The following is a 23,173-nucleotide window of genomic DNA, read 5'->3' as shown; positions in this document are numbered from 1 at the left end:
ATCCTTCTTTTTAAACTATTTACAACATATTGATTAATATTTCAGGTCTTCCCCAATTCATTTCTTCACAAACGAATCGTAGTTTTTCTTCATCCATTGTGTGTAATCCTTCTTCTAGCGAACATGAAATAGGAACTTCACAATGAATTTGCGCTAATTGTAATGAAATATTTAAATTCTCTAAATCACTTTCAATTTTCGTACGTTGCGCTTTCGTTAAAGATGCCACATTTTCTAGTACAGTTGCTACTGTACCATGCTCTTGAATCAGTTTATACGCTGTTTTTTCACCGATACCTTTTACACCTGGGTAATTATCGCTCGTATCTCCCATGAAAGCTTTTGCATGCACGATTTGCCACGGTTCCACACCTTTTTCTTCCATAATCTTCTCTGGTGTGTAATACTCGTAATTTCCAATTCCTTTGCGCAGAAGCATAACTGTAACGCTCTTATCAACAAGTTGCAGTAAGTCCGTATCACCTGTTAAAATGTAAACTTCCGCTTCATTACAATATTGTTTTGCAAGCGTACCGATACAATCATCCGCTTCATACCCTTTCATACCGATAACTGGAATGGACAATTTCGCAGTCATTTCTTGTACTAAATCAAATTGCGGAATTAATTCTTCAGGCGGCGCTGCACGATTCGCTTTATAATTTGAGAACGATTCTGTTCTAAAAGTCGTACTTCCCATATCCCAGCATGTTACGATATGTGTCGGTTCAATTGCTTGCATAGCTGTTAATAAATGTTTCATATAACCATGAATCCCGTTTGTAGGGGTACCATCTTGTCGTTTCATAAATTGTCCGTAGACACTTGTTGCATAAAAAGCACGAAATAATAGTGCCATACCATCAACTAATAATACTTTTTTCATAATTCCTCTCCTACCAAAAAAATAATAACCCCACGTCATCACGTAAGGTTATATAAATAGATTACCATTCTACGTTTTTCAACTTTGTCTATTATACATTGTTTTTGTATATTTAGCATCATTTACACATTAAGATGTTCTACTACAACAAGTATGAAGAATTCCTGAATACGTATTTTTCCCAGTCGAAACAACTACAGCTTTTGCATTTCCACCAACAATATACGTCCCTTTGAAACATACGTTTTCAAGTTCAAGTGGATTATAGTCTTTCATTCGTTTTAAAGGAATAAATCGTTTGCGCTCAAGATGATAGCAGCTTTCAAATTTCTCAACACTTGCATCGCTTCCTGTTAGCACAGATTCATTTACTAATAAATCATTTGCATAAATGATACGTACATCCGCTGGTACTGTATCACCTTCTGAAAGAAAAATCATATCTCCAGGAACAAGCTCTTGTACTGGCAAATTCATCATTTTCAATTCACCGTTTAAACCTGTTGTACTTGAACATTCTACTCGAGACACAGTAATTTTCTCACATTGTAATCCATCACGTACATGTTGTTTTGAAAAGCCTGGGATCATTCCACTTAGTTTCATCATAATTTCCGCAATACGAGCTCTTTTTGAAGTTAATTCATTTCGTCCGTATACTTGAATACGTTTTTCTGCCTCTTTCATAGATAATCCGTCTCTTGTTGTTTTAAAATATGCAAATACAGATTTTACATCTCTCGTTGCGATTTCAATTAATAAATCTTTATTTTTTTGAAGCAATGTTTGTTCTTTCATTGATTTTTTACTTAATTTATATGACGTGTTACCCACAGTTTTGTTTGCATATAACATATTATCGTCTCCTCCTTTACAACATAGGAAGAAACGCTTTGTTTCTCGATTTATCCACTTTACTGTGAAAGTGTCTAGCGCTTAAACATACATATAAACGCTACATGATGATAAATATAGAGGGAGGAACAAGTCGTTTCCTGCCTACATCATATATTTTTGATTTGAAGTATATGGGTAACGGAACCGAGTCAGAATTTGACATGCTCCTCACCTCCTTGTTTTCATTTTATAGTTTATACTATGAGATTACTCATAGCTTTGTAACAAAAAGACCTTTACTCCGAAAAGAGTAAAGGTCTTGACATACACAAATAAACGATTCCTAATACAATTAGAAATCTACGGACCTCTCCCTCGCCGAGTTTTAGCACTGTATAGCATAGGTACATTACCAGCTACGTTAAGAAAAACCTTAATTCGATCATTCCTGTTGACCCATTGGCGTCTCTCGACATTTTTGGGCAGTAGCATTTCTCTATACAGGAGCCTCACCTAACAGAGACTTATTTTTATTACATAGAAAATGTTACTCTTATTTAAAATAGATGTCAACAGTAGCCTACAATTTTTTCGAAAGGTATAACAAACTAACGTAGACATAATAAAAAACTTTACGTTTAAACGTAAAGTTCTTAATAAGTGATACAACCAGCAATTACAATCCCAATGGAAAGCGATAAAAACATAAGAAAAAGACCAACTGCTTGATTATCTTCTTCAAGACTTTTGTTTATATTAAAGCGCGGTGTAAGCCACTCCGTTAAATAAAAGACGATAATTTGAGCTAAAATCCCAACTGCTCCCCACGAAACCATATCAAGAAGTGAAATGGAATTAGCCGCTGTTGAATATAAAACAATAGCTAACCCAAGTAATCGACCTCCAAGTACATAGCTTACCGCCTTATTTCCTTGAGCCATTAACTTAAATTCTTTTACTTTCGTTGTCACTTCCATTAGGAAAAGCCCAATGCATAAAAGTCCAAGTGTTACTGCTAAATATAATAAAAAATTAATCATGTACTTTCCTCCTTTTTTATACCTACTGGTAAATAGTACGATTCATTACCCGTAATTTTTTCCCCTGCACGAATACCGATACTACTCGCTTTTCCTGCAATTAAAAACGAACCAAACACATACGACAGTTTCTCCATTCCTTTCTCTGTTTCCAAAGATACGACTGGAAGTTCTGTATACTTTTGAAATATCGGCAGTGACGCTTTATACGTTTGGTGTACATTTTGCATCATAATATTTTCGTCCTTATCACGAATGGTAATTGTATCTCCTTCTCTACCAAATGAAGGTTTTTGAACGAAAGAACCTTTTCCTAAAAATAAATCTGGCTCTAAATATGTAGGTAACATATATTCTTTAATCCACTGTCGTTCCTCATTTGTATAAAAAGCATCCTCTTCCGCTAGCCCCCAAATAAGACACTGAATTGATTTTGGCTGAAGTAAAAATGATGACAAAGGATTTATAATAAAAAGCTTTCCAGATTTCGCAAGTTGCAATAGCTCCACACCAACCAAATCTCCAGTTTCAGGATCTTGATCCTCAATTAAATCTTCTATTGGATATGTTTGGCGATATAAAACATCAATTTGCACTCCATCCCTATCCACTAAAGCATCTTTTGTAATTCTAAGTTCTGACATTGGTACTACTTTATTTTCAACGCGGCATAACTTACTTAAATACATAGTCGTATTCCAATCCTCAATATGCTCATGATGTGCTGTAAAAACAACATTTGGGTTGTCTATTCCCTTTGTCGCTTCCATTACAGCTTTTGTAACACCAGAGGATAGCAATCGCTCTTGACCTAAGTTTGGGTCATCATAACCTAGCTTTTTACAAACTTCCCCATTCATTTGAAAGCATTCCATAATAAAGGTAGGTGTATCACTATTAAACTCAAGCATTTTAATTTGGTTATCGCCTGTTAAAACGAAATCAAATCGTGAAATAACAGATTCAGGATATAATCCTTTCATTCTAATGAACGATAAGCTTGCGGGGGGAAATCCAAGTTCAAGAAGCTGTTCATCACTTAAATTACGCAAAAGTCTAGCAGTCTTAAAAAATATTTTCCCCATTCGTTCAGTTGCTAATTGCAATTGTTTCCTAGTCTCATTTGTTATAGAGAAAACATGAAATAAACTATACTCACATTCATATAGATCCGACCAGAAATCCGGATATATCGAATAAAACTCTTTTCGATCCCTTATGTACTGCGACATATTTTAGCCCCCAAATCCTCCCTTTGAACCGCTTCCAATTCCACCTTTAAATTCGGCAGACGATTGATACGATTTAAACGCCGATGAATTTTTAAAAGTGGATTTATTTTGATAGTATCGCCCACCATAGAAATAATGCCCACGATAACCTGAACTACTATCATCACACTGCCATACCCCAAGTTCATCATCCCAATCCCAATCTGAACAACTTTTATCATTCGGTTTTGGGGGAAGATCTTGTGCGCAGCCAAATAAGGTGCCAGTCATTAAAGACGTTACGACACCACCAACTAGCCATTTCGTTTTTGCCACCTTCGCACTCCCCTTTTTAAATTCTATTCCTATTATATAGGATGTCATGATAAAGTAGAAGAAAAAGGAAGAAGAGGGATAAAATGCGCTTAGAATACCGACTTAATGATGAAACGAAAGGGTATCCAGCTTTATGGAACTATGCAAATATTTCTAATTCTGAAATCATTGCACGCATGACTTGTGAATATTTTATAAAAGATAAAAATACATATGTTGTCACTGCAACCTCAGTAGATCCAGATGGAACAGCAGTTATATATATTCAACAAGAAACTTTCTCTAACGATCCTTCAGATCCTACTTACTTCCACATCGGTTTTGAAATTAGAGAGCTAAAGGATACAAGTTCAAACTTGATTGAAAGTAAAGATGTATGGAACTATGAAGAAATTTTACCATCTCTTCATTCAGATATTATATATATTCAGCGCGACGGTATGCAGATGGAGTTTACTTTAGATTCAAGAGAAATTGATGAAGACAGAAAATGCTATATTTATTACGGAAACTTCACAGGTGAATCGAGATAAAGTGAAACTTTAATCAGTGGGGGGTTTTCTTCATCCCCCACTGATTATTAGCCCTCACCAATCGGACTTTAATGGATATATATGCAACAAAAAAACCTTACGTATAAACGTAAGGTTTTTATTTAGCCCCACATATGCCGTTCTCTCTAGATGTCCATAAACCTGCTCTCACAGGTGGATGCTCTCACAAATGTTTGTAACTTCCTTCTTAAAAAGATGGCATGTTAGCTACATTTAAATATTGAACTTCCATATTAAACTTATTGGTTTAAGACATGCATAAGCTACGTACACCGTAGGAATTTTATATAATGTTAGTTGAAATAAGACCCCCGCACGTGCCGCTCCTCGTAAATGTCCAAAAACCCGCTACTCGCAGGTGGATGCCCTCACAGTTACCGTACATCTTCCTCCACAAGGAAGGCTTGATGATGGTCGCTAAATATTGAGCTTCCGTATAACTAACATCGGTTTTAGACATAAATAAGTTACGTACACCGCAGGATGTATTATTTACTTGTCGTTATATTATCACATTGTTTCCAATGTGTAAAATATAAAGTTTTTCGAGCAATCTCTTGCTTGTGACCTTATTTTAATACAAATTATTTTTGCATGCAAGTGATTAATCTTCTTCTTTTGCAATTTGATTTTCTGGGTAAGAAATCCAATCACTCCAGCTACCTGCATACAATTTAACATTTTGGAATCCAGCTAATTTCAATGCAAGGATGTTTGGACATGCTGTAACACCAGAACCACAATATACAATTGTTTCCTTATCTTTTGAAAGACTTCGGAATCGTTCTTGCTGCTGGGATTCATTCTTAAATTGTCCTGATTGTAAAATTCCATCCTTCCAAAAATAGTTTACTGCTGTCGGAATATGTCCTGCTTTTGGATCAACCAGTTCCTCTACACCAGCATAACGTTTTGGCTCTCTAGAATCAATTAACGTAACATCTGCACCTGTATGAATATACTCTCTGACCGTTTCCATCGTTACAAGCATATGATCTTGTACATTTGCATTGAATGCTTTTCGTTTAACAACAGGAATTTCCGTTGTTATCGATAGTCCATTCTCTTTCCAAGCTGGAAATCCGCCATCTAATATATATACTTTCTCATGTCCTACATAGTTTAATAACCACCAAAGACGAGAAGCATTTGCACTCGCTTCACTGTCATATGCAATTACTGTCGTATGTTCATCAATACCGGCTTGCGAAAGCTTGTCTGCAAACTTCTCAATATTTGGCAACGGATGGCGACCGCCATGTTCTGTTACAGGACTTGATAAATCTAAATTCAAATCAAAATATAATGCATGAGGAATATGTTCTTCCTCATACTTTTCTCTACCCCAATTAGGATTCGCTAAATCAAAACGACAATCGATTATACGGACGTTCTCATCTTCTATATGCTCACGTAACCATTCGACTGTAACTATCATCTTTAACGACCTTCTTTCTCTTTCAAACGACTTACATACTCCAGAACCATTTCTTCTGTAACATATTTACGCTGCAAGGTAACACCATTTTTTGCAAGATCATTAATTTGCTTTGTTACAACATTAATGACATCAACCGAAAATTCTTTCCCATTTGACGCAAGAGATACGGCTGCTTCAATAGCTGCTTCACGCTGCGCATCTAATTGTAAACATGCTTTTACACTTTCATTTTGTTTACGAGAATGTGCTGTAATTGCTTTATGTACTTCCATCTTCTCTTCCCCCTAAATAAGTTATACGTTCTCATTCAATTCCATTGCAAGCCGAATCATATCACGGCATACAATCCCATTTTCAATAATCTCTTCTTCATAATGCTTCGAAAAGTAATCAAAATCAATAGAAAAAATACGAAATCCACATTTTTGATATAAAGCAAGTTGTGAAACACTAGAATTGCCTGTACCAACTTCAAGTTTTGACATACCATATCCTTTAGCGGTTTCTATGGCATGACTTAATAGCTTCTTTCCAATCCCTTTTCCTTGCAAATGCTCTACAACCGCAATATTCATAATTTCCATCGTTTTCGGCCTTGTTTCCAAAAGAACATATACACCGATAACACTCTCCTCTTGCTTAGCTACATATGTTAAGCCTCTTTGTACATATGTATCAATTTGCCTCTCACTTGGATCAGCAAGCAATAATAAAGGTTTCGGTATCGCTTCTTTCGGAATTGGTTCTATTACTACACTCATAAAAAATTCCCCTTTCTCTATTGTTCTAAACCCTCCTTGTCTACCATAAGTAATAGAAAGGAGGGATTCATCATGGACAACAATGAGAAAAAATGCAACGTCATCTCTATTGATGGAAAGAAGAAGAAAAGCGACACGTATTCCTATCCAAAATTAGTAGTAGAAAACAAAACATATGAATTTTCTTCATTCGTCTTATGCGGTGAAACACCAGACGGCAGACGACTCGTTCTTACTCATATGATTTCTACCGATGAATTTGCTGGATTTGTCAAATCTTTAGATACAGTACTGCAAAAGAAAATTGAACGAATCTTTTTCTCATAACAGCTACATCACATATATTTCTTTTTCAATCTCCACTAACTGCTTTTGCAATTGTTCTTTACTTTGTTCATATAGTGATACATCAATCGTTTCAGCCAATGCAAATAATATACTTTCATAATAGTTCATCACATCTTGCTTCATCACTTTTTGGAATAAGTTCCATTTCAAATCCCATTCTTGCTTATAATGATGAACAAATAATTCTTTTTCATCAGCTACATAGTTTGATACGAATGGCTCCAATACAACTTTAGCCTCGTCTTGCATGAAGGCTTTATCATTTTTTTCAAAAAAGCTTTTTTCATTTTTGAAATGTGCCAATGCTTTTTTGAAATCTTTTATTTCAACTGAAGGGAACGGTTCTTTATGTGTAATATCTTTATATTCATATTCCACTGTTCCATTCATAGAAATTGACTCATTTTCTACTTTACAGTTCACCACAATTTCATTCTTTGCGCGCTTCATCGCTTCATCTATCCATTTTTCAAGGCGTAATGATGTCGCACGCATTTCCTGTAATAAATCATGTTGAATAAATGCTACTAGTTCCATAACGCACTGTTGCAACTGCACTTTTACATTTCCATCCGTTCGAAGCGATGCTGGATTAATAAATTCAGTAAACACATCGTTATAACGTAGGAACAGACGCTGTTGTACGTAATAAAGCAATTCCTTCACTTCATTTTGCATCGCCTGCTCTTCAGCAAGCACACTATATGATGAAATAATATGAAGTAGTTGATCACGCTCTGCTTCATATTTTTTCGTTTGCTTCTCTTTCTCTTCATTCCCCTGCTTTGCACCATTTATCATATTTAATAAAAGCTGATCTGCCCCTTGCAATGCACCATATAAAGCATGAACAGATACGAGCATTAAATCTCTCATCATAAAGGATGTAAATGATTCCTCAAACTTAGCAATCCCAGAGTTTTGTAAAATACCGTATTTCTCTTTTTCAATATTTTTTCCTTGTTTCTCCTCAAGCGCACATAAACTTGAAATTGCAAATAAACGCGGGTTTCTAATACCGTATTGCAATAGCTGGTCTGCGATATACCCTTTTACCATTTCAAGCTCTTCTTCAGACTCTGCTAAATCGGCCGCATTAATTAAGAAGAACATTTTATCAAGAGCAAAAGTATCCTTTACACGACCAAGCTGAATTAAAAATTCACGGTCAGCACGAGAGAACACATGATTATAATATGTTACAAATAAAATAGCATCTGCGTTCTTTATATACTGGAACGCAACGTCTGTATGACGTGCGTTAATAGAATCCGCTCCAGGTGTGTCTACAAGCGCTACTCCTTGCCTTGTTAATGCACAATCATAATACAGCTCCATGTACTCAACAAAACACGATTTTTCTTCATTCGCTACATAATCAGAAAACTCTTCTAATGTAACTTGTACTTGTTCTCCTAAATGAGCAGAAACCGTATCATACCCTTTTTGTACCGCTCGTAAAAAGCTAAATGTTGTTTTTTGCTTCCCAGTTGGTGAAGGATATTTCATAACCTTTTCAATTTGTGCTAACGCTTCGTCCAACGTAGTAATTTCATAATGAAACAGCTTATAAACAGCTTTCATATCTTCTAATAGAGCCTGCTTTGATTTAAATTGAACCATTACTGTTCCGTGTGGTTTTTCCTCTGTAACCGGCAAAATTTGATTAATCGTTGCCGTCGTCGGATTTGGTGATACAGGAAGTACCTTCTGCCCAAGCAACGCATTGGCAAATGATGATTTTCCGGCACTAAAAGCTCCGAATAACGCTACTGTAAATTGTTTCGTTTCCACACGACGCCTTTTTTCTATTACCTCTTGCTGTACATGTTTCAGCGCTGGCAATGGCTCTAATATCGTTTCAGCTTTCTTCACTTTCTCTAATATACGCTGAATATTTAAAGCTGCTGTTCCTTTTATTTCTTCTTCATGAGCCGCTATGTTATCATTTACAACTGCCTGCTCTTGTAGTGTGAATTTCTCACTAACAATTTGTTTTTTACTTTGTAATATCTCCTCTACTTGCAATCCTTCTGGTGTGGCAACACGCTCATGCCAAATATTTTGCAAATAACTTTCATATGTCTCCAAATTGTTACTGTATTGTAATTTCGTTTCTTTTGCTGTTTGCAACATCGCAAATTTTTCAATCTCTTCTTCAATGCGAGTAACTGCTTCCTTCACTTTTTGCTTTAAAACGACTGCACTTTTATCAAAAATTTGCTGTGCTTTTGTAAAATATCGTTTCTTTAGTTCATTCGCTACATCCGCTGTATAAAGAAGTAAGTAATCACCTGTGAAACCGGCACCTTGTTTAATGACTTCAGCCAACATTTCTGGTCCGAAAGCAATTTCTAAAGCATATATGTCTTTCCCAATTTCCTCTGTAAACAATCCTTCTTCTTTTAAGAAGGCAACAATAAATTCTTTTACATGAAAATCAAGTTGCGTTTCAACAGTCTTTTGCAAAGCAGAATAAAAAGCATCTAATCGTCTCTGTTTTTCTTGCTCCGTCTTTCCTTTCGCAAATAGTAAACCGACCTTAAACTTTGTTAATTTCGTTTCTAAATACGCATTTGCCAATTCTCTCATTTCAAATGGCATTAAATACGCGTTATCTAATATAGCTTGTAAGCCTTTTATAAATTCGTTTCTCACATGAGACTCTTTACTAGCCTCGCGACGTTTCGTTTCCGTTAGCTCCTCTTTCTTTTCAACTATCTCCGAAATAGAAAGCGGTGATGCTAACTCTTCCTCATATTTCAAAAGAGCTTTTTCATTTTCAGAAAGAATAAACGAGAAATGTTCCCCCATTAAATATTCTGTTTCTCTCTCCATTCCCTCTCTTACATACCGCTCTTTTTCTTTCATAATAGAAGTAATTAACGTTTCCAAACTTCCAATTTCATTATGTGGATGGTTCATCATTCGTAATGATGTGTAATACACTCCATCTACTTCAATATCCCAGTTAGAGAACGATTGTTTTACACTATCTTTATAATTCTCAAACGATAATTCATTTTCTTTATGTTTATCTATTTGATTGACAACGAGATAAACCGTTTTATTACGTTGTTTCAATTCTTTAACAAATTGCAAATTCACTTCCGATTGGACGTGATTATAATCCATCATATAAAAAATTACGTCTGCTAGATGCAGCGTTGATTCTGTCGCTAATTGATGGGCATCATCTGTTGAGTCAATCCCTGGTGTATCAACTAACATAACACCTTCAGGAATTGGCGCATCATTCCGATAAATATGAACACCAATTACCTCGTCACCGTCTTTACAAATTTGTTTTAATTCTTCAGCTGAATATGCACCGTCATATTCGTACTGTTCTCCAGATTTAACCGTTACAACAACACGATCCATTCCTTTTTCAATTTTGACAACGTTAGCGCTTGTTGGAATTGGACTTGTCGGTAACAACTGCGCTTTATATAGATGATTCATCATCGTTGATTTCCCTGCAGAGAAGTGACCGCAGAACGCAATCATAAGCTGCTCTTGCTTATATTTTTGAATCACCTCAAATAACTTTAGACTATTCTCTGCATCGCCGTGTTTTTGCCACTCTTCATAAAAACAAACAAGTTTTTTCATACCGTTTGTCTGTACTATGTTTGTCATCCCCTTGTTCCCCTTTATCCAAGATGTATATACTTTTTCCCACTATTTGCGAGCTCATAATCATCGGGAGATACATCCCTCATTGATTACAGTTTCACTTTACTATCATACTAAATTTTCAGCATATTCTCATTAAAAATAAAAAATCCCTTTCATTCTTTTTACAAATGAAAGGGATTTTATGTCATATCACTCATTTTGCTGTTCCTACTCCATTTAAAACATACTTTGCAATAACTGCATATACAGCGACTGTACCTGCTACTAATGCATATACCATACTCATGCACCAACCTTTTTTGATAATGATTATCACTTTTGAATACATTTTATCATTAAAGAGAATCATTATCAACACTTTTCATAAAGAAAGCCCCTTATAAGAAGGAGCTTCACTGCCTGTTTTGAAGAAGAATAAAACTTGTTGTGCACTCTTATTATATCGCATCTTACATAACTTAATAGTTAAAAAAAATGGAAATCCACCCTATACCCTCCATCTTACATTTTGTATAATAAAAGGGAATTACTTAACAAGGAGGAAAATAATGACACAAAATATTTCACAAGGCGAGAGGATACACTCCATCGATATTATTAGAGGAATAGCTGTACTAGGTATTTTTCTTGTGAACTGGCCTGTTATCGCTGGGATTGACTCACGTGATATTTCAGGAGTGTATGAAGGGCTAGATAGCTATATCCGTCTATTTTACGATATGTTTATTCAAACGAAATTTTATACGATCTTTTCGTTTTTATTTGGCCTAGGTTTTTACATTTTTATGACTCGCGCTGAAGCGAAAACAGATCGACCAAAAACTTTATTTGTTCGTCGCTTACTTATTTTATTATTATTTGGTTTCTTACATTACGTTCTTTTATGGGACGGAGACATTTTACACACTTATGCAATTGCTGGATTCTTCTTATTCTTATTTTATAAGAGAGAACCTCGTACCATTTTAATATGGGCAATCGTTTTATTAAGTATTTTTCAGTTTTTCATGCTACTCGCTGGTATTATGATTGCATTCGTTCCGAAGGCAGAGTTAGGATTTTCCCTACCTATCATGCCACTTGCAGACTGGGTGTCACAAATACAAAATCGTTTCCATGCATTTTATGCTGACGGAATTGAAATAAATGTATTCATGCTCCCAGAAACAGTTGGGCTATTTTTACTTGGGTTATACGCAGGGAAAAAGGATATTTTCCGACGCACGAAAGAGTTAGATCCAAAACTTAAAAAATGGCAAATTATTATGTTCATTTTAACATTGCCAATGTGGTTCTTCATGGTCCGTTATTTCTTTTCAAAACCATCTTATGAACCGATTTATATGCAGGTCTTTACAATGTTCAGCGGAAAGACATTATTCATATTCTACATTTTCACGCTCATGCGTTTATTGCAAACAGAAAAATGGCAAAAGATATTACGCCCGTTCCAGTACGTTGGTCGAATGGCGTTAACAAATTATATCTCGCATACAATTGTTACGTTACTTGTATTTGGACTCTTGTTCAAAAATGATTATCTTGCTCCATTATGGGTAGGACCACTATTCTGCGTCGGTTTCTACACGTTACAAATCTTTATTAGCCGCTGGTGGCTTTCACGTTATCAATACGGGCCACTTGAGTACATTTGGCGTCTTGGTACGTACGGGAAAATGATGCCACTTAAAAAGAAAAGCAAGGTCTCATAATGAGACCTTGCTTTTTACGCTTCTCTTACCGCACTTTGCATAGACACCGGCTCTTCTTTTACTTTCACTTTACGCTGCGGCACCATATTAAATACGATATTTAAAAGTACTGCTGACGCACTTCCAAGTACAATTCCGTTATCTGTTAAAATACGAATATTTTCAGGAAGTTGTGAGAATAAAGTAGGAACGACTGTAACTCCAAGTCCGATTCCGACAGAACATGCAACGATTAATAAATTTTCTTGTTTACCAAAATCAACGCTACTTAACATTTTAATACCATATGCCATTACCATACCGAACATTGCTAACATCGCACCGCCCAGTACTGATTTCGGAATGATTGTTGTAATAGCTGCGATTTTTGGAATGAATCCAAGAACGATTAACATACCACCACAAGTATAAATAATAACGCGATTTCTTACTCCAGTTAATTGAACAAGCCCTACGTTTTGAGAGTATGTTGTATATGGGAACGCGTTGAAAATACCACCTAACACCATCGCTAATCCTTCTGCTCGATAGCCTTTTGTTAATTCTTTTTCACCAATCTTTTTATTGCAAATATCAGATAATGCAAAGTATACACCTGTTGCTTCTACAATCCCTACGCAAGCAACTAAAATCATCGTAATAATTGGCGTCAATTCAAATGTTGGTGTACCGAAGTAAAATGGCTGAATACCATGGAACCAATCTGCTTCTCCAACTGCTTGCAAGCTTACTTTCCCCATAAATGCTGCAACGATTGTACCGAATAAAAGACCTAATAAAATAGAGATTGAACGAATAAACCCGTCGAAGAAACGATACATAATAATGATAAATAGTAACACACCAAATGCTAATGCTAAATTTTCAAGACTACCGAAATCTTTACTCCCTACTCCTCCAGCCATATCATTAATTGCTGCCGGAACAAGTGTAACCCCAATTACAGTAACGACAGATCCTGTTACAACAGGGGGAAACAGTTTTACAAGCTTTCCAAATAATTTCGCAAAGATAACAACGAATAACCCGGCAGCAATAATTGCTCCATAAATAGAAGACACGCCGTATTGTTTCCCGATTGCAATCATCGGCCCAACCGCTGTAAATGTACAACCAAGCACAACTGGAAGTCCAATACCGAAAAAGCGATTTGATAACGCCTGTAAAATTGTCGCAACTCCACACATTAATAAATCAATTGAGACTAAGTATGTTAACTCTTTTTGATTTAAACCAAGTCCACCGCCCACAATAAGCGGCACGATAATTGCCCCAGCATACATAGCAAGCATATGCTGCATACCGAGCGATGCGATTTTAAATGGATGTTGCTTCATCGTTTATTTCACCTCCGCAGTTTCATGCTGTACAAATGTAACTGTGCCGTTATCAAGTGATGCAATTTCTGCTAGTGATTCAACACGAACGCCTTGTTCACGAAGCTTCTTTCCTCCATCTTGAAATGCTTTTTCAACAACTATACCAATTCCTGCAATACTTGCTCCTGCTTGCTCTACTAGACTCATTAAACCTAAAGCAGCCTGACCGTTTGCTAAGAAGTCATCGATAATTAAAACGCGATCACTTTCATCGATATGATTTCGAGATAATGAAATTTCATTCGTTTCTTGCTTCGTAAATGAATATACGTTTGCAACGTACATATTATCTTGTAACGTTAACGATTTACGTTTTCTTGCAAAGATTACTTTTACACCAAGCTCTAATGCAGCCATAACTGCCGGTGCGATGCCAGAAGATTCAATCGTCACGATTTTTGTAATGTTCTCTTCTTTAAAACGTTTAGCAAATTCTTTTCCGATTTCTTGCATAAGTACTGGATCAATTTGATGATTTAAAAAAGCATCTACCTTTAATACGTCACCAGATAAAACCTTTCCTTCGTTCAAAATCTTTTCTTGTAATACTTTCATGTTTGTTCCCCCTCTTATGCAATAAAAAAACTCCAAAAGCCGCCACCACTCGTTACAAGTGAGAGACGCGCTTTTGGAGTTTCGCAAAAAAGAATGCTAACCAAGCAAATATATTCGTCCTCACTCATAGTCAAAGTATTTACGGTACTTCGGTAGAAACTTGCAGGCCATATTCCCGCGATTATATGAGTGTAGCTAACTATTTATTTTATAGAAGGATTATAACGCACTTTTTATACTTTGAAAAGCATTTATTAACAAAACACGTACAAATTTTATGAAATTATCATTTTCGTTCGATTTTTGCAAACTCTTTCATTTCCAATTATAACTTCGTTAAAATGATTGGTCCATCTTCTGTAATCGCAATTGTATGCTCATATTGAGCTGATAATTTCCCATCCATCGTTCTCGCAGTCCATCCATTTAAATCTACTTTCGAATATCGCATACCTACATTGACAATTGGCTCAATCGTAATTACCATTCCTTCTTTTAACTCAGGCCCTTGTCCTTGCTTCCCAAAATGAAAAATTGCTGGTTCTTCATGAATCTCTTTACCGATTCCATGTCCCGTAAAGTCTCTTGCGACAGAAAAACCTTCACTTGCTACATAACTTTCAATCGCATAACCAATATCTCCTACATGATTACCGATTACCGCCTGATCAATACCTTTATATAATGCATTCTCAGCTACTACCATTAACCTTTCTGCTTCTTCAGAAACATTTCCAACTCTATACGTCCAAGCAGAATCTGAAAGACCACCATTTAAGTTTACTACCATGTCAATTGTTACAATATCACCCTCAGTTAAAGGAACATCGGCCGGAAACGCATGACACATTTCATCGTTTACAGATGCACATATCGCATATGGATATCCGTTGTACCCTTTCTGCTCAGATGCTGCACCATACTGTTCTAAGTATGCTTCAACAAACGTATTAATTTCTTTTGTCGTAATACCCGGTTTCATCATTTTCGCAATTTCTCTATGACATGAAGCAAGTAACTTTCCAGATTCATGCATTAACTCTATTTCATTTTTCGTTTTAACTATACTCATGCTGTCTCTCCTTACTAAACTTGCTATTTGCTACTAAATTTCAATCATACACATACTCTTCCAAAATTACAAAACTTCCAATTACAAAAAGTATGATTTATTTCTGCATAAAAAAAACAGAAGGAGATTCTTCTGTTTTTTAATCATTTTTACATATATAATTCATTTTCAAAAACTCAAAACAACTACCATTTGTTTTCTGTATAAACGTTCCAACTGCTTCAAACCCTGCCCTTTTATACACTTTAATCGCTCTCTCATTAAATGTAGCTACTGATAGTGTTATATAGTTGCATCCGTATTTTTCTTTACTAAAAGCTAGTCCAGCGTTTACGAACTGTAATCCAAATCCATTCCCAGTTATATTAGGTCTCATTCCAAGACCTATATCAACCGTTCCATCATTTATTTTGCAAACAGAAAAATAACCCATGAGAGTGCCATTTTCCTTCACAGAAAATGTATGATCCCCTCTACTTTCATCATGTAAAAATTCAGCTAAATCTTCTTCATCTGCCTCTATATCGTAAAAGGAATATTCCCCTTCATAATGCCAGTTATACGCAATTTCTTCTGCTTCTTCTCGCGTCATTACTGTATATGTATAGTTCATTTTTCTATCCCCCTTTTAAAAAAGAGCTGCAAGTAAGCAGCCCTTTTTTATAACTCATAAATCTCTCTATACTTCGCTTCTAAATAATCGGCTAAATAGTTTGCGTTTAATCCTTCACCTGTCACATCTTTTAAAATTTCAAGTGGCTTTTTCGTTTTACCGTATTGGTGAATATTTTCTGTTAACCACTCACGAATTGGCGTTACGTTTCCTTCTTCTAACAATGCATCAAAGTTCGGAATGTCGTTTACCATTCTTTGCTTAAATTGTGCTGCATACATATAACCAAGCGCATAAGATGGGAAGTATCCAAATGAACCACCAGCCCAGTGAACATCTTGCAATACACCTTGTGCATCGTTTTCTGGACGAATGCCTAAATATGCTTCCATCTTATCGTTCCAAGCCGCTGGCAAGTCCTTCACTTGTAATGTACCATCAAATAATTCTTTCTCAAGTTCATAACGAACCATAACATGAAGCGGATATGTAAGCTCATCTGCTTCTATACGAATGAATGATGGTTTCGATTCGTTAATCGCATCATAAAACTCATCTACTGATATATCATTGAATTGGCCATCACTATACTCTTTTAATAAATCATAATTTTTCTTCCAGAATGATTTATTACGACCGATAAAGTTCTCAAAGAATAATGATTGTGACTCATGGATACCCATAGATGTTCCACTACATAGCGGTGTACCTTCAAATTTCTCAGCAATATTTTGTTCATATACAGCATGACCACATTCATGAATTGTTCCAAACACAGCCATACGGAAATCTTTTTCATCATAGCGTGTCGTAATACGAACATCCCCTCTATTTAAAGTAATCTCAAATGGATGTACCGTTTCATCAAGACGACCTGCTTCAAAGTCATAATTCAACTGCTTTAATAGCTCTAATGTAAAGCTCTTTTGTTTTTCTTTTGAAAAATGTTCTGATAAAGCACTTGTCTTTAATCTCTTTTGTGACTCCGATATTTCTTTTACGAGCGGAACGATACGCTCACGAAGTTGACCAAATACGTGATCTAACACTTCTACTGTAATACCCGGCTCATACATATCTAATAACGTATTATATTTATATGTTTCGTAACCCCAATATGTAATAAATTTCTTTTTAAATTCAACTATTTGTTCTAAATACGGACGGAACATTTCGAAATCAGATTTCTCGCGAGCTTCTTCCCACACACTTTCCGCTTTCGCTTCTAATTTCACATATGCTTCATATTCCGCTTGTGGAATTTTTTTATTTCTATCATATTCTTTACGGCACTCTTCAACCATTTTCTTCGTCGTATCAGAAAGTTTGTCTTCACTTATTAAAGCTTCAAGCTCTGTTAAATAATTTCCCATCTCATCTGAAGTGGACATAGCAAACACTTCGGATGAAAGCATACCAATTACTTCTGAACGTTGATCAACACCTTTTTTAGGCGCACCTGTTCTTAAGTCCCAAAACATTAAACTTAATGCTTCTCCGTAATTTTGTATCTTCTTCACATATGTTAAAAATTGTTTTTCTACTTCATATGTAGCTACTGTCATCGTATAAAACCTCCCTTTTCCACCTCAAATTTAATTCGACACGGAAATCTAAATTCCTTTTATAATACAAAAAAGCTTGGCAAGTGCCAAGCTTTCTCCTTATAATTCTTTACCTTCTACTGGTAGTACCTTTTTCACCGCTTCTATCACTTTCTCATCTTCTGTATCAGATAAGAAGATTGATATAGCACCTTTATCTTCGCTCGTACGAATTAAACGTCCAATCCCTTGACGAAGACGTAAAATCATATATGGCACATCTACATCCCAGAACGGATCATTAACATGTTTACGCTTCGCTTCAAACACAGGATCGTTTGGAGGGAATGGTAATGACCAAATGATCACATGTGATAATGATGAACCAGGAATATCTAAACCTTCCCATAAATGAACGGCACAAAGTACAGTTTCTTCTTCATTTTGGAAACGAGAAACGAGCTGACTAATTTCTTGGTCCCCTTCATATAAGAACGGAACTGACATTTGTTCTTTACTTACATATTCTTTAAACGCTGCAAGTTCTTGCGTTGTACGGAATAATACAAGTGTACGTCCGTTTGTTTTCTGTATATTTTCAAGCGTATATTGACACTTTCTTTCCCACTCATTTTCTTTCGTATGCGATAGTAAGTTTACTGCCATTTGCTCTTCATAATCAAACGGTGAGGCAACTGAGAATGATAAGTAATCTTTTACCCCTAGGCTATTTGCTGTAAATGCGAATGAATCGCTATTAGATAATGTAGCAGATGAGAAGATATACGGGATTTTCTTCGAGAATACTTTCTCTTGTAATACTTCTTCAACTGCACGTGGCATAATTACTAACGTGAAGGCTCCATCACCTTCTTCACCCCATGTAATTACATTTTTCTCATGCATGAATAAACGAAGTGAATGTTCTAATACATCTAAATGTTCATCAACGATATTTAAATCATACGTGTTTACTGTATGCATTTCACTTTCAAATACTAACGCATCACCGACTTCACCAATTTTCGCATAAAGTCGTTTTGCTTCAGCTGTTACTTTTTCTGTCACAGTAATTTCTAAACGATCAGAACCGGCAATTTCCTTTTTATTTTCTTGTAACACATCAAAGAATCGCTCTGTTTGCCAAATTGTTTCCTCTACCAAATGTGCAAACTCTTCACGAATATCGTTTTGTAATAATCTCGTTAAAAGTTGCTCCATCATCGTCTGCTTTAAACGATATGTTAAAGCTTTTTGAGCTGCATATTCTACAAGATGTCCTTCATCGAATACAACGCAGCTACTTTCTGGTAATAACGGAATTTGTCCTTCACGCTTTCGAGCATCGTACGTCCAAATATGATCCATATAGAAATCTTGAGAACAAATAATTAAATCTGCTGCTTTACGATAATGTTCACGTGAAAGAGTTTGACCACAACGATGACGAGAATCACAAGTGAAGCAATCTTGGAAGTAATCCCAATTTACTTTTGACCATTCTTCGTCATTTAATAGTGGAAATTCTTTTCGATCACCGTAGTGAGTAAAGTTTTGCATCGTACCATGATCAAATACGAATTGTGGTAATTCATAATATACGTCTTCAATTACTTCTGGAGCTCGTCCACTCATGACATCTTCAAGCTTACGTAAACATAAATAATTATCCATTGATTTCGCAAGTCTGACATCTACAGATAAGCCTAACGCTTCAGATAATTTCGCAATGTCTCCTTCTTCTTTCACAAGCTGCTCAATTAACGTTTCATCTGCACAAGCAATTATAGCTGGTTTTCCAGTATAACGCGCATAGCAAATTGCATATAGAAGATATACAATAGTTTTCCCTGTTCCTACACCTGCTTCTGCGAACATAACTTTCTTTTCTTGGAAAGCACGCTCTAATTGAAACGCCATAAAAATTTGTTCATCACGCTCTTCAAAGCCTTTTTCCGGAAGGATGTCGTAAAACACATCTCCAATCCACTCATTCAACTTATCATAAAAATTGTCTTGTTTTCCTACTTCAAATGGTAATCTCTTCTCAGTAAACATCCTTAGCCTCCAACCAAAAAGTTTTTCTATAAAAAGATATAGTAACCGCTACTCATATGTGTGCAGCTACTTTCCCCTGTTGCCATACATATAAATACACGAAAAAAAATTTTCCTTTCGAAAAAGGAAAATTTTCTTCTATATTAATGACTTTAAATACCGTTTATCAATCGCTGTTTCATGTGAAAGAGCTGACAAATATTCTTCTTGTGCTTTTTGTATTTCATCTACAATCACACCTTGACTATCCACTTCTTTTCCGAGCTCATCATACGTACGATGAATAGCCTTTTGAATCATTGATAATTGGAAACTATCCATATTAGTTCCTCCTTTACGCATTACATAATAGCCAGTATATGCGCGCTGGAGGAGTTTTATACTATGAATTACGCGGTGGACGTTTTCCAAAGTACTGGTAGTAATCTGTACGGATAAATCCGTTAAACAGTTTACGTTTCTTCGATGCATCTTTTCCGTAGCACTTCTCAAATGCTTCGTAACTTGTTAATACATATGCTGACCATGTATCTAATGGACGGAATACTTGTCCCATTTCTTTGTACAATTGTTCAACAAGTGCTTTTTCACTTAAACGTTCTCCGTATGGAGGATTCGTTACAACATAGCCATAATCCTCTTTTGTTGTGAAATCTTTTACTTGCATTTGTTTAAATGTAATTAAATCGCCTAAGCCTACTTCTTCTGCATTATCTTGAGCAACTCGGATCATACGATGATCAATATCTGATCCAATGATTTGCAACGGTTGATCGTAGTTTGCTAAATCTTCAGCTTCTTGACGAGCTTCACGCCAGTTTTGTTTACCTACCCAGCCCCACTCATCTGATGCAAAGCCACGGTTAAATCCTGGTGCGATATTTTGTCCAATTAATGCTGCTTCAATCGGAATGGTACCTGATCCACAGAAAGGATCCACGAAAGGACGATCTGGCTTCCAGTTTGTTAATTTAATTAAAGACGCAGCTAATGTTTCTTTTAAAGGAGCTTCCCCTTGATCCACACGGTATCCGCGTTTATGAAGTCCAACACCACTCGCATCAATTGTCAATGTTGCAATATCCTTAAGCATCGCAATCTCAATACGGAATAACGGACCATCTTCTTCAAACCAAGTTGTACGTTTATATGTTGTTTTTAATTTTTCAACGACAGCCTTTTTAACGATACGTTGGCAATCCGACACACTAAATAACTCAGATTTTAAAGATTTACCGATAACAGGGAACTCACCATTCTCTGGAATATAATCTCCCCAGTTTAATGCTTTCGTTTTCTCAAACAGCTCATCAAATGTTGTCGCTTTGAATTCGCCAACTTTAATTTTCACACGGTCCGCAGTACGTAACCATAAGTTCGTGCGACAAATCGCCTTTTCATCTGCTTCAAATGTTACTTTGCTGTTTTCTACTTGGCATTCATAACCAAGATCACGAACTTCTCGGGCAACTAACGCTTCAATACCCATTGCCGCTGTTGCGATTAAAGTAACTTTTCCCATTTGCATTCACCTCTTATGTATATTCAAACAATGATTTCATAGCTATTTATCCTATTAATCATTACATTTTACAAAAAATTTTCTCATTAACCATTTTAACTCATACATTATAACTTCATACAAATAAAAAGCCCTCCTCTAACAAAGGAGAGCTGAGTTATTTCATAGTTGGTTCATAACGTTCTGTAAGCCATGTTCTGTTCCTTTGTACTGCAAACGGCCCACGCCTCGTACTCCGGTGGCAATCATCTATCTACAGGTTATACAACCTGTCCTTTCCCATCGTTCATTTCCTTGGAAAAGATTCCCCTACCATTATTTGGGTTTCTCGCTCGTGGGGTTTACCTCGTTCCACTCCTATCATTTCTTCAAGGACTTCGTCACTGTGGCACTTTAAAGGTAGTCAAACCATATCCGAAAGGACTTAGGTTTTTTCCCTGCCGTTAAACCAGCCTTACAGCCAGAATACCCTAGCTTATGAATTGGCTAGGCACGAACACTACAGCCATCTCAGGCCGTGCGAGCATGGACTTTCCTCTACAACGTTGGCGTTGCAGCGATTACCCAAACGTTATGACATCCATTAGTATAGTGGAAACAAAAAGATTTTGCAATGTTTTTTTCTATGTAAAATGCTTTAACTTTTTTCCCACTAGAAATTATTCGTATAACTTACTTCCAAATACAGCTTTTTCTAAATTAGATAGACGTTTTAAAATATCCGTATTCGTGCTGTTATATACAGGTTGTGCAACTGGTTGTTGTACAGGTTGTTGTGGAATTTGCGTTGCTGCTAGTTTTTGTTCCTCTAGTTCACGCTTTAAACGAGCATTTTGTTGCTTTAATTGCTCAAACTCCTTGTGGAAAGCTTCATAATCTTTAATGATCATATCAAGAAACTTGTCTACTTCTTCTTGCTGATAACCTCTCATACCTGTTTTAAATTCTTTTTCTAAAATATCTTTTGCCGTTAATTTAATTTTATCCGAAATCATTTTCTTCACCTCAAATTTTTGCCAAAACTTTCATTAACTAAATTTTTTCAGAAACAATGCTTTTTGTCAATCATATATACGCGTACTATATTACATATTATTCAGCATTATTCCACTGTTCCTCTTCTATTATATCTTGTAAATCAGAAAAAAGAATGAAATAACTGTGATAATTTTCTATTTCTCCTTTTTTCTTTGCTGCTTCTACAATATATTTAGGACTCCCTGGTTTTTCTTCATCATATACAGCTAAAAGTGCATCACTTTTTTCAATAAAAAATTGATTTTTTAATTTAAATTGCTCTGGGCTTTCGTACTTCCGTTTCGTAATACTATCAATATGGTCTGCTTGAGAGAGAATAAATTCGTAATATTCACGGTTATCTTCCTTCCAATTTTCTTCTTGTTCTAAAAAAGGAGTAAAAATACCTAATTTTAAATCTGGGTATTCTACTTGTATTTCAAAAACAACTTCAGCAGCCCATAATTCTACCCCTAATTGCCCACTTATTATCACCCATTCCAAACCTTCTTCTACAAAAGTAGTTAATTTTCGGTGCAATGCCTTTTTTATACATTCCACCCCTGGATGATCATTTTTAAATATACCAAGTTCAAACGGTTTATACCCCGTTACAGCAATCACTTTCATACCAACACTCCAATT

At 35.8% G+C, this 23,173-nt stretch carries 22 protein-coding genes, 3 other RNA genes and 2 riboswitches; of the genes, 3 read left to right on the top strand and 22 right to left on the bottom strand.

Going from position 1 to position 23,173, the window contains the following annotated elements:
• Positions 1-19: 19 nt before the first annotated feature.
• The 5 genes from Q9B79_RS15370 to Q9B79_RS15350 all read right to left on the bottom strand — a co-directional run bounded on the left by Q9B79_RS15370 (position 20) and on the right by Q9B79_RS15350 (position 4,310).
• Positions 20-886, bottom strand: coding sequence for a 5'-3' exonuclease (locus tag Q9B79_RS15370; RefSeq protein ID WP_270705612.1), 867 nt, complete (start codon positions 884-886; stop codon positions 20-22).
• Positions 887-1,015: 129 nt separating this feature from the next.
• Positions 1,016-1,741, bottom strand: a complete 726-nt coding sequence (locus Q9B79_RS15365; protein ID WP_306185561.1) for a P-type ATPase actuator domain-containing protein — start codon at positions 1,739-1,741, stop codon at positions 1,016-1,018.
• A 344-nt stretch (positions 1,742-2,085) separates the two neighbouring features.
• Positions 2,086-2,251, bottom strand: a riboswitch (M-box (ykoK) riboswitch).
• A gap of 125 nt (positions 2,252-2,376) precedes the next feature.
• Positions 2,377-2,763 (bottom strand): DUF350 domain-containing protein, encoded by a 387-nt coding sequence (locus tag Q9B79_RS15360; RefSeq protein ID WP_306185559.1) that lies wholly within the window; start codon positions 2,761-2,763, stop codon positions 2,377-2,379.
• On the bottom strand, positions 2,760-3,995 hold the full coding sequence (locus tag Q9B79_RS15355) for a glutathionylspermidine synthase family protein (protein ID WP_306185557.1): 1,236 nt from the start codon (positions 3,993-3,995) through the stop codon (positions 2,760-2,762). Before Q9B79_RS15355 ends, Q9B79_RS15360 begins: the two co-directional genes overlap by 4 nt.
• Before the next feature lie 3 nt (positions 3,996-3,998).
• A complete protein-coding gene (locus tag Q9B79_RS15350; protein WP_306185555.1) occupies positions 3,999-4,310 on the bottom strand; it encodes a hypothetical protein in 312 nt (103 codons plus the stop codon).
• Between the two features lie 83 nt (positions 4,311-4,393).
• Between Q9B79_RS15350 and Q9B79_RS15345 the strand changes: the two genes are divergently transcribed.
• Positions 4,394-4,843, top strand: a complete 450-nt coding sequence (locus Q9B79_RS15345) for a hypothetical protein (RefSeq protein WP_270794574.1) — start codon at positions 4,394-4,396, stop codon at positions 4,841-4,843.
• 121 nt (positions 4,844-4,964) lie between these two features.
• On the opposite strand, the gene ssrS (Q9B79_RS15340) is transcribed toward Q9B79_RS15345, so the two are convergent.
• The 5 genes from ssrS (Q9B79_RS15340) to Q9B79_RS15320 form a co-directional block, all read right to left on the bottom strand.
• Positions 4,965-5,148: non-coding RNA, 6S RNA (ssrS, locus tag Q9B79_RS15340), on the bottom strand.
• A gap of 21 nt (positions 5,149-5,169) precedes the next feature.
• Positions 5,170-5,352, bottom strand: a non-coding RNA gene (gene ssrS, locus Q9B79_RS15335) — 6S RNA.
• Positions 5,353-5,468: 116 nt separating this feature from the next.
• Positions 5,469-6,302 carry a sulfurtransferase gene (locus Q9B79_RS15330; RefSeq protein WP_306185552.1) on the bottom strand — a complete coding sequence of 278 codons (834 nt, stop codon included), beginning with the start codon at positions 6,300-6,302 and terminating at the stop codon, positions 5,469-5,471.
• Between the two features lie 2 nt (positions 6,303-6,304).
• Positions 6,305-6,577, bottom strand: a complete 273-nt coding sequence (locus tag Q9B79_RS15325; protein WP_306185550.1) for a YpbS family protein — start codon at positions 6,575-6,577, stop codon at positions 6,305-6,307.
• A 21-nt stretch (positions 6,578-6,598) separates the two neighbouring features.
• Complete coding sequence (locus tag Q9B79_RS15320) at positions 6,599-7,066, bottom strand: GNAT family N-acetyltransferase (protein WP_098670550.1); 468 nt, start codon at positions 7,064-7,066, stop codon at positions 6,599-6,601.
• A 72-nt stretch (positions 7,067-7,138) separates the two neighbouring features.
• Between Q9B79_RS15320 and Q9B79_RS15315 the strand changes: the two genes are divergently transcribed.
• Positions 7,139-7,393, top strand: a complete 255-nt coding sequence (locus Q9B79_RS15315) for a DUF3931 domain-containing protein (protein ID WP_000369740.1) — start codon at positions 7,139-7,141, stop codon at positions 7,391-7,393.
• 3 nt (positions 7,394-7,396) lie between these two features.
• On the opposite strand, the gene Q9B79_RS15310 is transcribed toward Q9B79_RS15315, so the two are convergent.
• Complete coding sequence (locus Q9B79_RS15310; RefSeq protein WP_306185546.1) at positions 7,397-11,056, bottom strand: dynamin family protein; 3,660 nt, start codon at positions 11,054-11,056, stop codon at positions 7,397-7,399.
• A gap of 548 nt (positions 11,057-11,604) precedes the next feature.
• Here Q9B79_RS15310 and Q9B79_RS15305 point away from each other — a divergent pair.
• Complete coding sequence (locus tag Q9B79_RS15305) at positions 11,605-12,768, top strand: DUF418 domain-containing protein (RefSeq protein WP_306185544.1); 1,164 nt, start codon at positions 11,605-11,607, stop codon at positions 12,766-12,768.
• 14 nt (positions 12,769-12,782) lie between these two features.
• Here the strand turns inward: Q9B79_RS15305 and pbuX are convergent, their stop codons facing one another.
• The 11 genes from pbuX to Q9B79_RS15250 form a co-directional block, all read right to left on the bottom strand.
• Complete coding sequence (gene pbuX / locus Q9B79_RS15300) at positions 12,783-14,105, bottom strand: xanthine permease PbuX (protein ID WP_000809222.1); 1,323 nt, start codon at positions 14,103-14,105, stop codon at positions 12,783-12,785.
• A gap of 3 nt (positions 14,106-14,108) precedes the next feature.
• Positions 14,109-14,702 (bottom strand): xanthine phosphoribosyltransferase, encoded by a 594-nt coding sequence (locus tag Q9B79_RS15295; RefSeq protein WP_306185541.1) that lies wholly within the window; start codon positions 14,700-14,702, stop codon positions 14,109-14,111.
• Positions 14,703-14,809: 107 nt separating this feature from the next.
• Positions 14,810-14,911, bottom strand: a riboswitch (purine riboswitch).
• Positions 14,912-15,027: 116 nt separating this feature from the next.
• Positions 15,028-15,774 (bottom strand): type I methionyl aminopeptidase, encoded by a 747-nt coding sequence (locus Q9B79_RS15290; RefSeq protein ID WP_306185540.1) that lies wholly within the window; start codon positions 15,772-15,774, stop codon positions 15,028-15,030.
• A gap of 139 nt (positions 15,775-15,913) precedes the next feature.
• Positions 15,914-16,387: a GNAT family N-acetyltransferase gene (locus Q9B79_RS15285; RefSeq protein ID WP_306185538.1), complete on the bottom strand. Its 474-nt coding sequence runs from the start codon at positions 16,385-16,387 to the stop codon at positions 15,914-15,916.
• 47 nt (positions 16,388-16,434) lie between these two features.
• On the bottom strand, positions 16,435-17,952 hold the full coding sequence (gene ypwA, locus Q9B79_RS15280) for a carboxypeptidase (RefSeq protein WP_306185536.1): 1,518 nt from the start codon (positions 17,950-17,952) through the stop codon (positions 16,435-16,437).
• Positions 17,953-18,051: 99 nt separating this feature from the next.
• Complete coding sequence (locus Q9B79_RS15275) at positions 18,052-19,989, bottom strand: ATP-dependent DNA helicase (RefSeq protein WP_306185534.1); 1,938 nt, start codon at positions 19,987-19,989, stop codon at positions 18,052-18,054.
• A 138-nt stretch (positions 19,990-20,127) separates the two neighbouring features.
• Positions 20,128-20,310 (bottom strand): DUF3921 domain-containing protein, encoded by a 183-nt coding sequence (locus tag Q9B79_RS15270; protein ID WP_000376898.1) that lies wholly within the window; start codon positions 20,308-20,310, stop codon positions 20,128-20,130.
• A 61-nt stretch (positions 20,311-20,371) separates the two neighbouring features.
• Positions 20,372-21,511: a THUMP domain-containing class I SAM-dependent RNA methyltransferase gene (locus Q9B79_RS15265; RefSeq protein WP_000521234.1), complete on the bottom strand. Its 1,140-nt coding sequence runs from the start codon at positions 21,509-21,511 to the stop codon at positions 20,372-20,374.
• A 181-nt stretch (positions 21,512-21,692) separates the two neighbouring features.
• An RNA gene (rnpB, locus tag Q9B79_RS15260) (RNase P RNA component class B) lies at positions 21,693-22,083 on the bottom strand.
• 87 nt (positions 22,084-22,170) lie between these two features.
• On the bottom strand, positions 22,171-22,506 hold the full coding sequence (gene gpsB, locus Q9B79_RS15255; RefSeq protein WP_098670489.1) for a cell division regulator GpsB: 336 nt from the start codon (positions 22,504-22,506) through the stop codon (positions 22,171-22,173).
• Between the two features lie 97 nt (positions 22,507-22,603).
• Positions 22,604-23,158, bottom strand: a complete 555-nt coding sequence (locus Q9B79_RS15250; RefSeq protein ID WP_306185529.1) for an SLOG family protein — start codon at positions 23,156-23,158, stop codon at positions 22,604-22,606.
• Positions 23,159-23,173: the final 15 nt, after the last annotated feature.

This window comes from Bacillus sp. MHSD_36 (assembly GCF_030757775.1).
Lineage (GTDB): Bacteria > Bacillota > Bacilli > Bacillales > Bacillaceae_G > Bacillus_A.
Note: the sequence above shows the minus strand (reverse complement) of the source record. Positions and strands in the feature narration are given on the sequence as shown.

Excerpts from the sequence above, each read along its gene's own strand:
- Q9B79_RS15345 (WP_270794574.1), top strand. The coding sequence starts at position 4,394 with ATGCGCTTAGAATACCGACTTAATGATGAAACGAAAGGGTATCCAGCT.
- Q9B79_RS15305 (WP_306185544.1), top strand. The coding sequence starts at position 11,605 with ATGACACAAAATATTTCACAAGGCGAGAGGATACACTCCATCGATATT.
- Q9B79_RS15315 (WP_000369740.1), top strand. The coding sequence starts at position 7,139 with ATGGACAACAATGAGAAAAAATGCAACGTCATCTCTATTGATGGAAAG.
- Q9B79_RS15290 (WP_306185540.1), bottom strand. The coding sequence starts at position 15,774 with ATGAGTATAGTTAAAACGAAAAATGAAATAGAGTTAATGCATGAATCT.
- Q9B79_RS15285 (WP_306185538.1), bottom strand. The coding sequence starts at position 16,387 with ATGAACTATACATATACAGTAATGACGCGAGAAGAAGCAGAAGAAATT.
- pbuX (WP_000809222.1), bottom strand. The coding sequence starts at position 14,105 with ATGAAGCAACATCCATTTAAAATCGCATCGCTCGGTATGCAGCATATG.
- Q9B79_RS15310 (WP_306185546.1), bottom strand. The coding sequence starts at position 11,056 with ATGACAAACATAGTACAGACAAACGGTATGAAAAAACTTGTTTGTTTT.
- ypwA (WP_306185536.1), bottom strand. The coding sequence starts at position 17,952 with ATGACAGTAGCTACATATGAAGTAGAAAAACAATTTTTAACATATGTG.
- Q9B79_RS15360 (WP_306185559.1), bottom strand. The coding sequence starts at position 2,763 with ATGATTAATTTTTTATTATATTTAGCAGTAACACTTGGACTTTTATGC.
- Q9B79_RS15250 (WP_306185529.1), bottom strand. The coding sequence starts at position 23,158 with ATGAAAGTGATTGCTGTAACGGGGTATAAACCGTTTGAACTTGGTATA.
- Q9B79_RS15265 (WP_000521234.1), bottom strand. The coding sequence starts at position 21,511 with ATGGGAAAAGTTACTTTAATCGCAACAGCGGCAATGGGTATTGAAGCG.
- Q9B79_RS15320 (WP_098670550.1), bottom strand. The coding sequence starts at position 7,066 with ATGAGTGTAGTAATAGAACCAATTCCGAAAGAAGCGATACCGAAACCT.
- Q9B79_RS15355 (WP_306185557.1), bottom strand. The coding sequence starts at position 3,995 with ATGTCGCAGTACATAAGGGATCGAAAAGAGTTTTATTCGATATATCCG.
- Q9B79_RS15365 (WP_306185561.1), bottom strand. The coding sequence starts at position 1,741 with ATGTTATATGCAAACAAAACTGTGGGTAACACGTCATATAAATTAAGT.
- Q9B79_RS15370 (WP_270705612.1), bottom strand. The coding sequence starts at position 886 with ATGAAAAAAGTATTATTAGTTGATGGTATGGCACTATTATTTCGTGCT.
- Q9B79_RS15330 (WP_306185552.1), bottom strand. The coding sequence starts at position 6,302 with ATGATAGTTACAGTCGAATGGTTACGTGAGCATATAGAAGATGAGAAC.
- Q9B79_RS15325 (WP_306185550.1), bottom strand. The coding sequence starts at position 6,577 with ATGGAAGTACATAAAGCAATTACAGCACATTCTCGTAAACAAAATGAA.
- Q9B79_RS15270 (WP_000376898.1), bottom strand. The coding sequence starts at position 20,310 with ATGGATAGTTTCCAATTATCAATGATTCAAAAGGCTATTCATCGTACG.
- gpsB (WP_098670489.1), bottom strand. The coding sequence starts at position 22,506 with ATGATTTCGGATAAAATTAAATTAACGGCAAAAGATATTTTAGAAAAA.
- Q9B79_RS15295 (WP_306185541.1), bottom strand. The coding sequence starts at position 14,702 with ATGAAAGTATTACAAGAAAAGATTTTGAACGAAGGAAAGGTTTTATCT.
- Q9B79_RS15275 (WP_306185534.1), bottom strand. The coding sequence starts at position 19,989 with ATGTTTACTGAGAAGAGATTACCATTTGAAGTAGGAAAACAAGACAAT.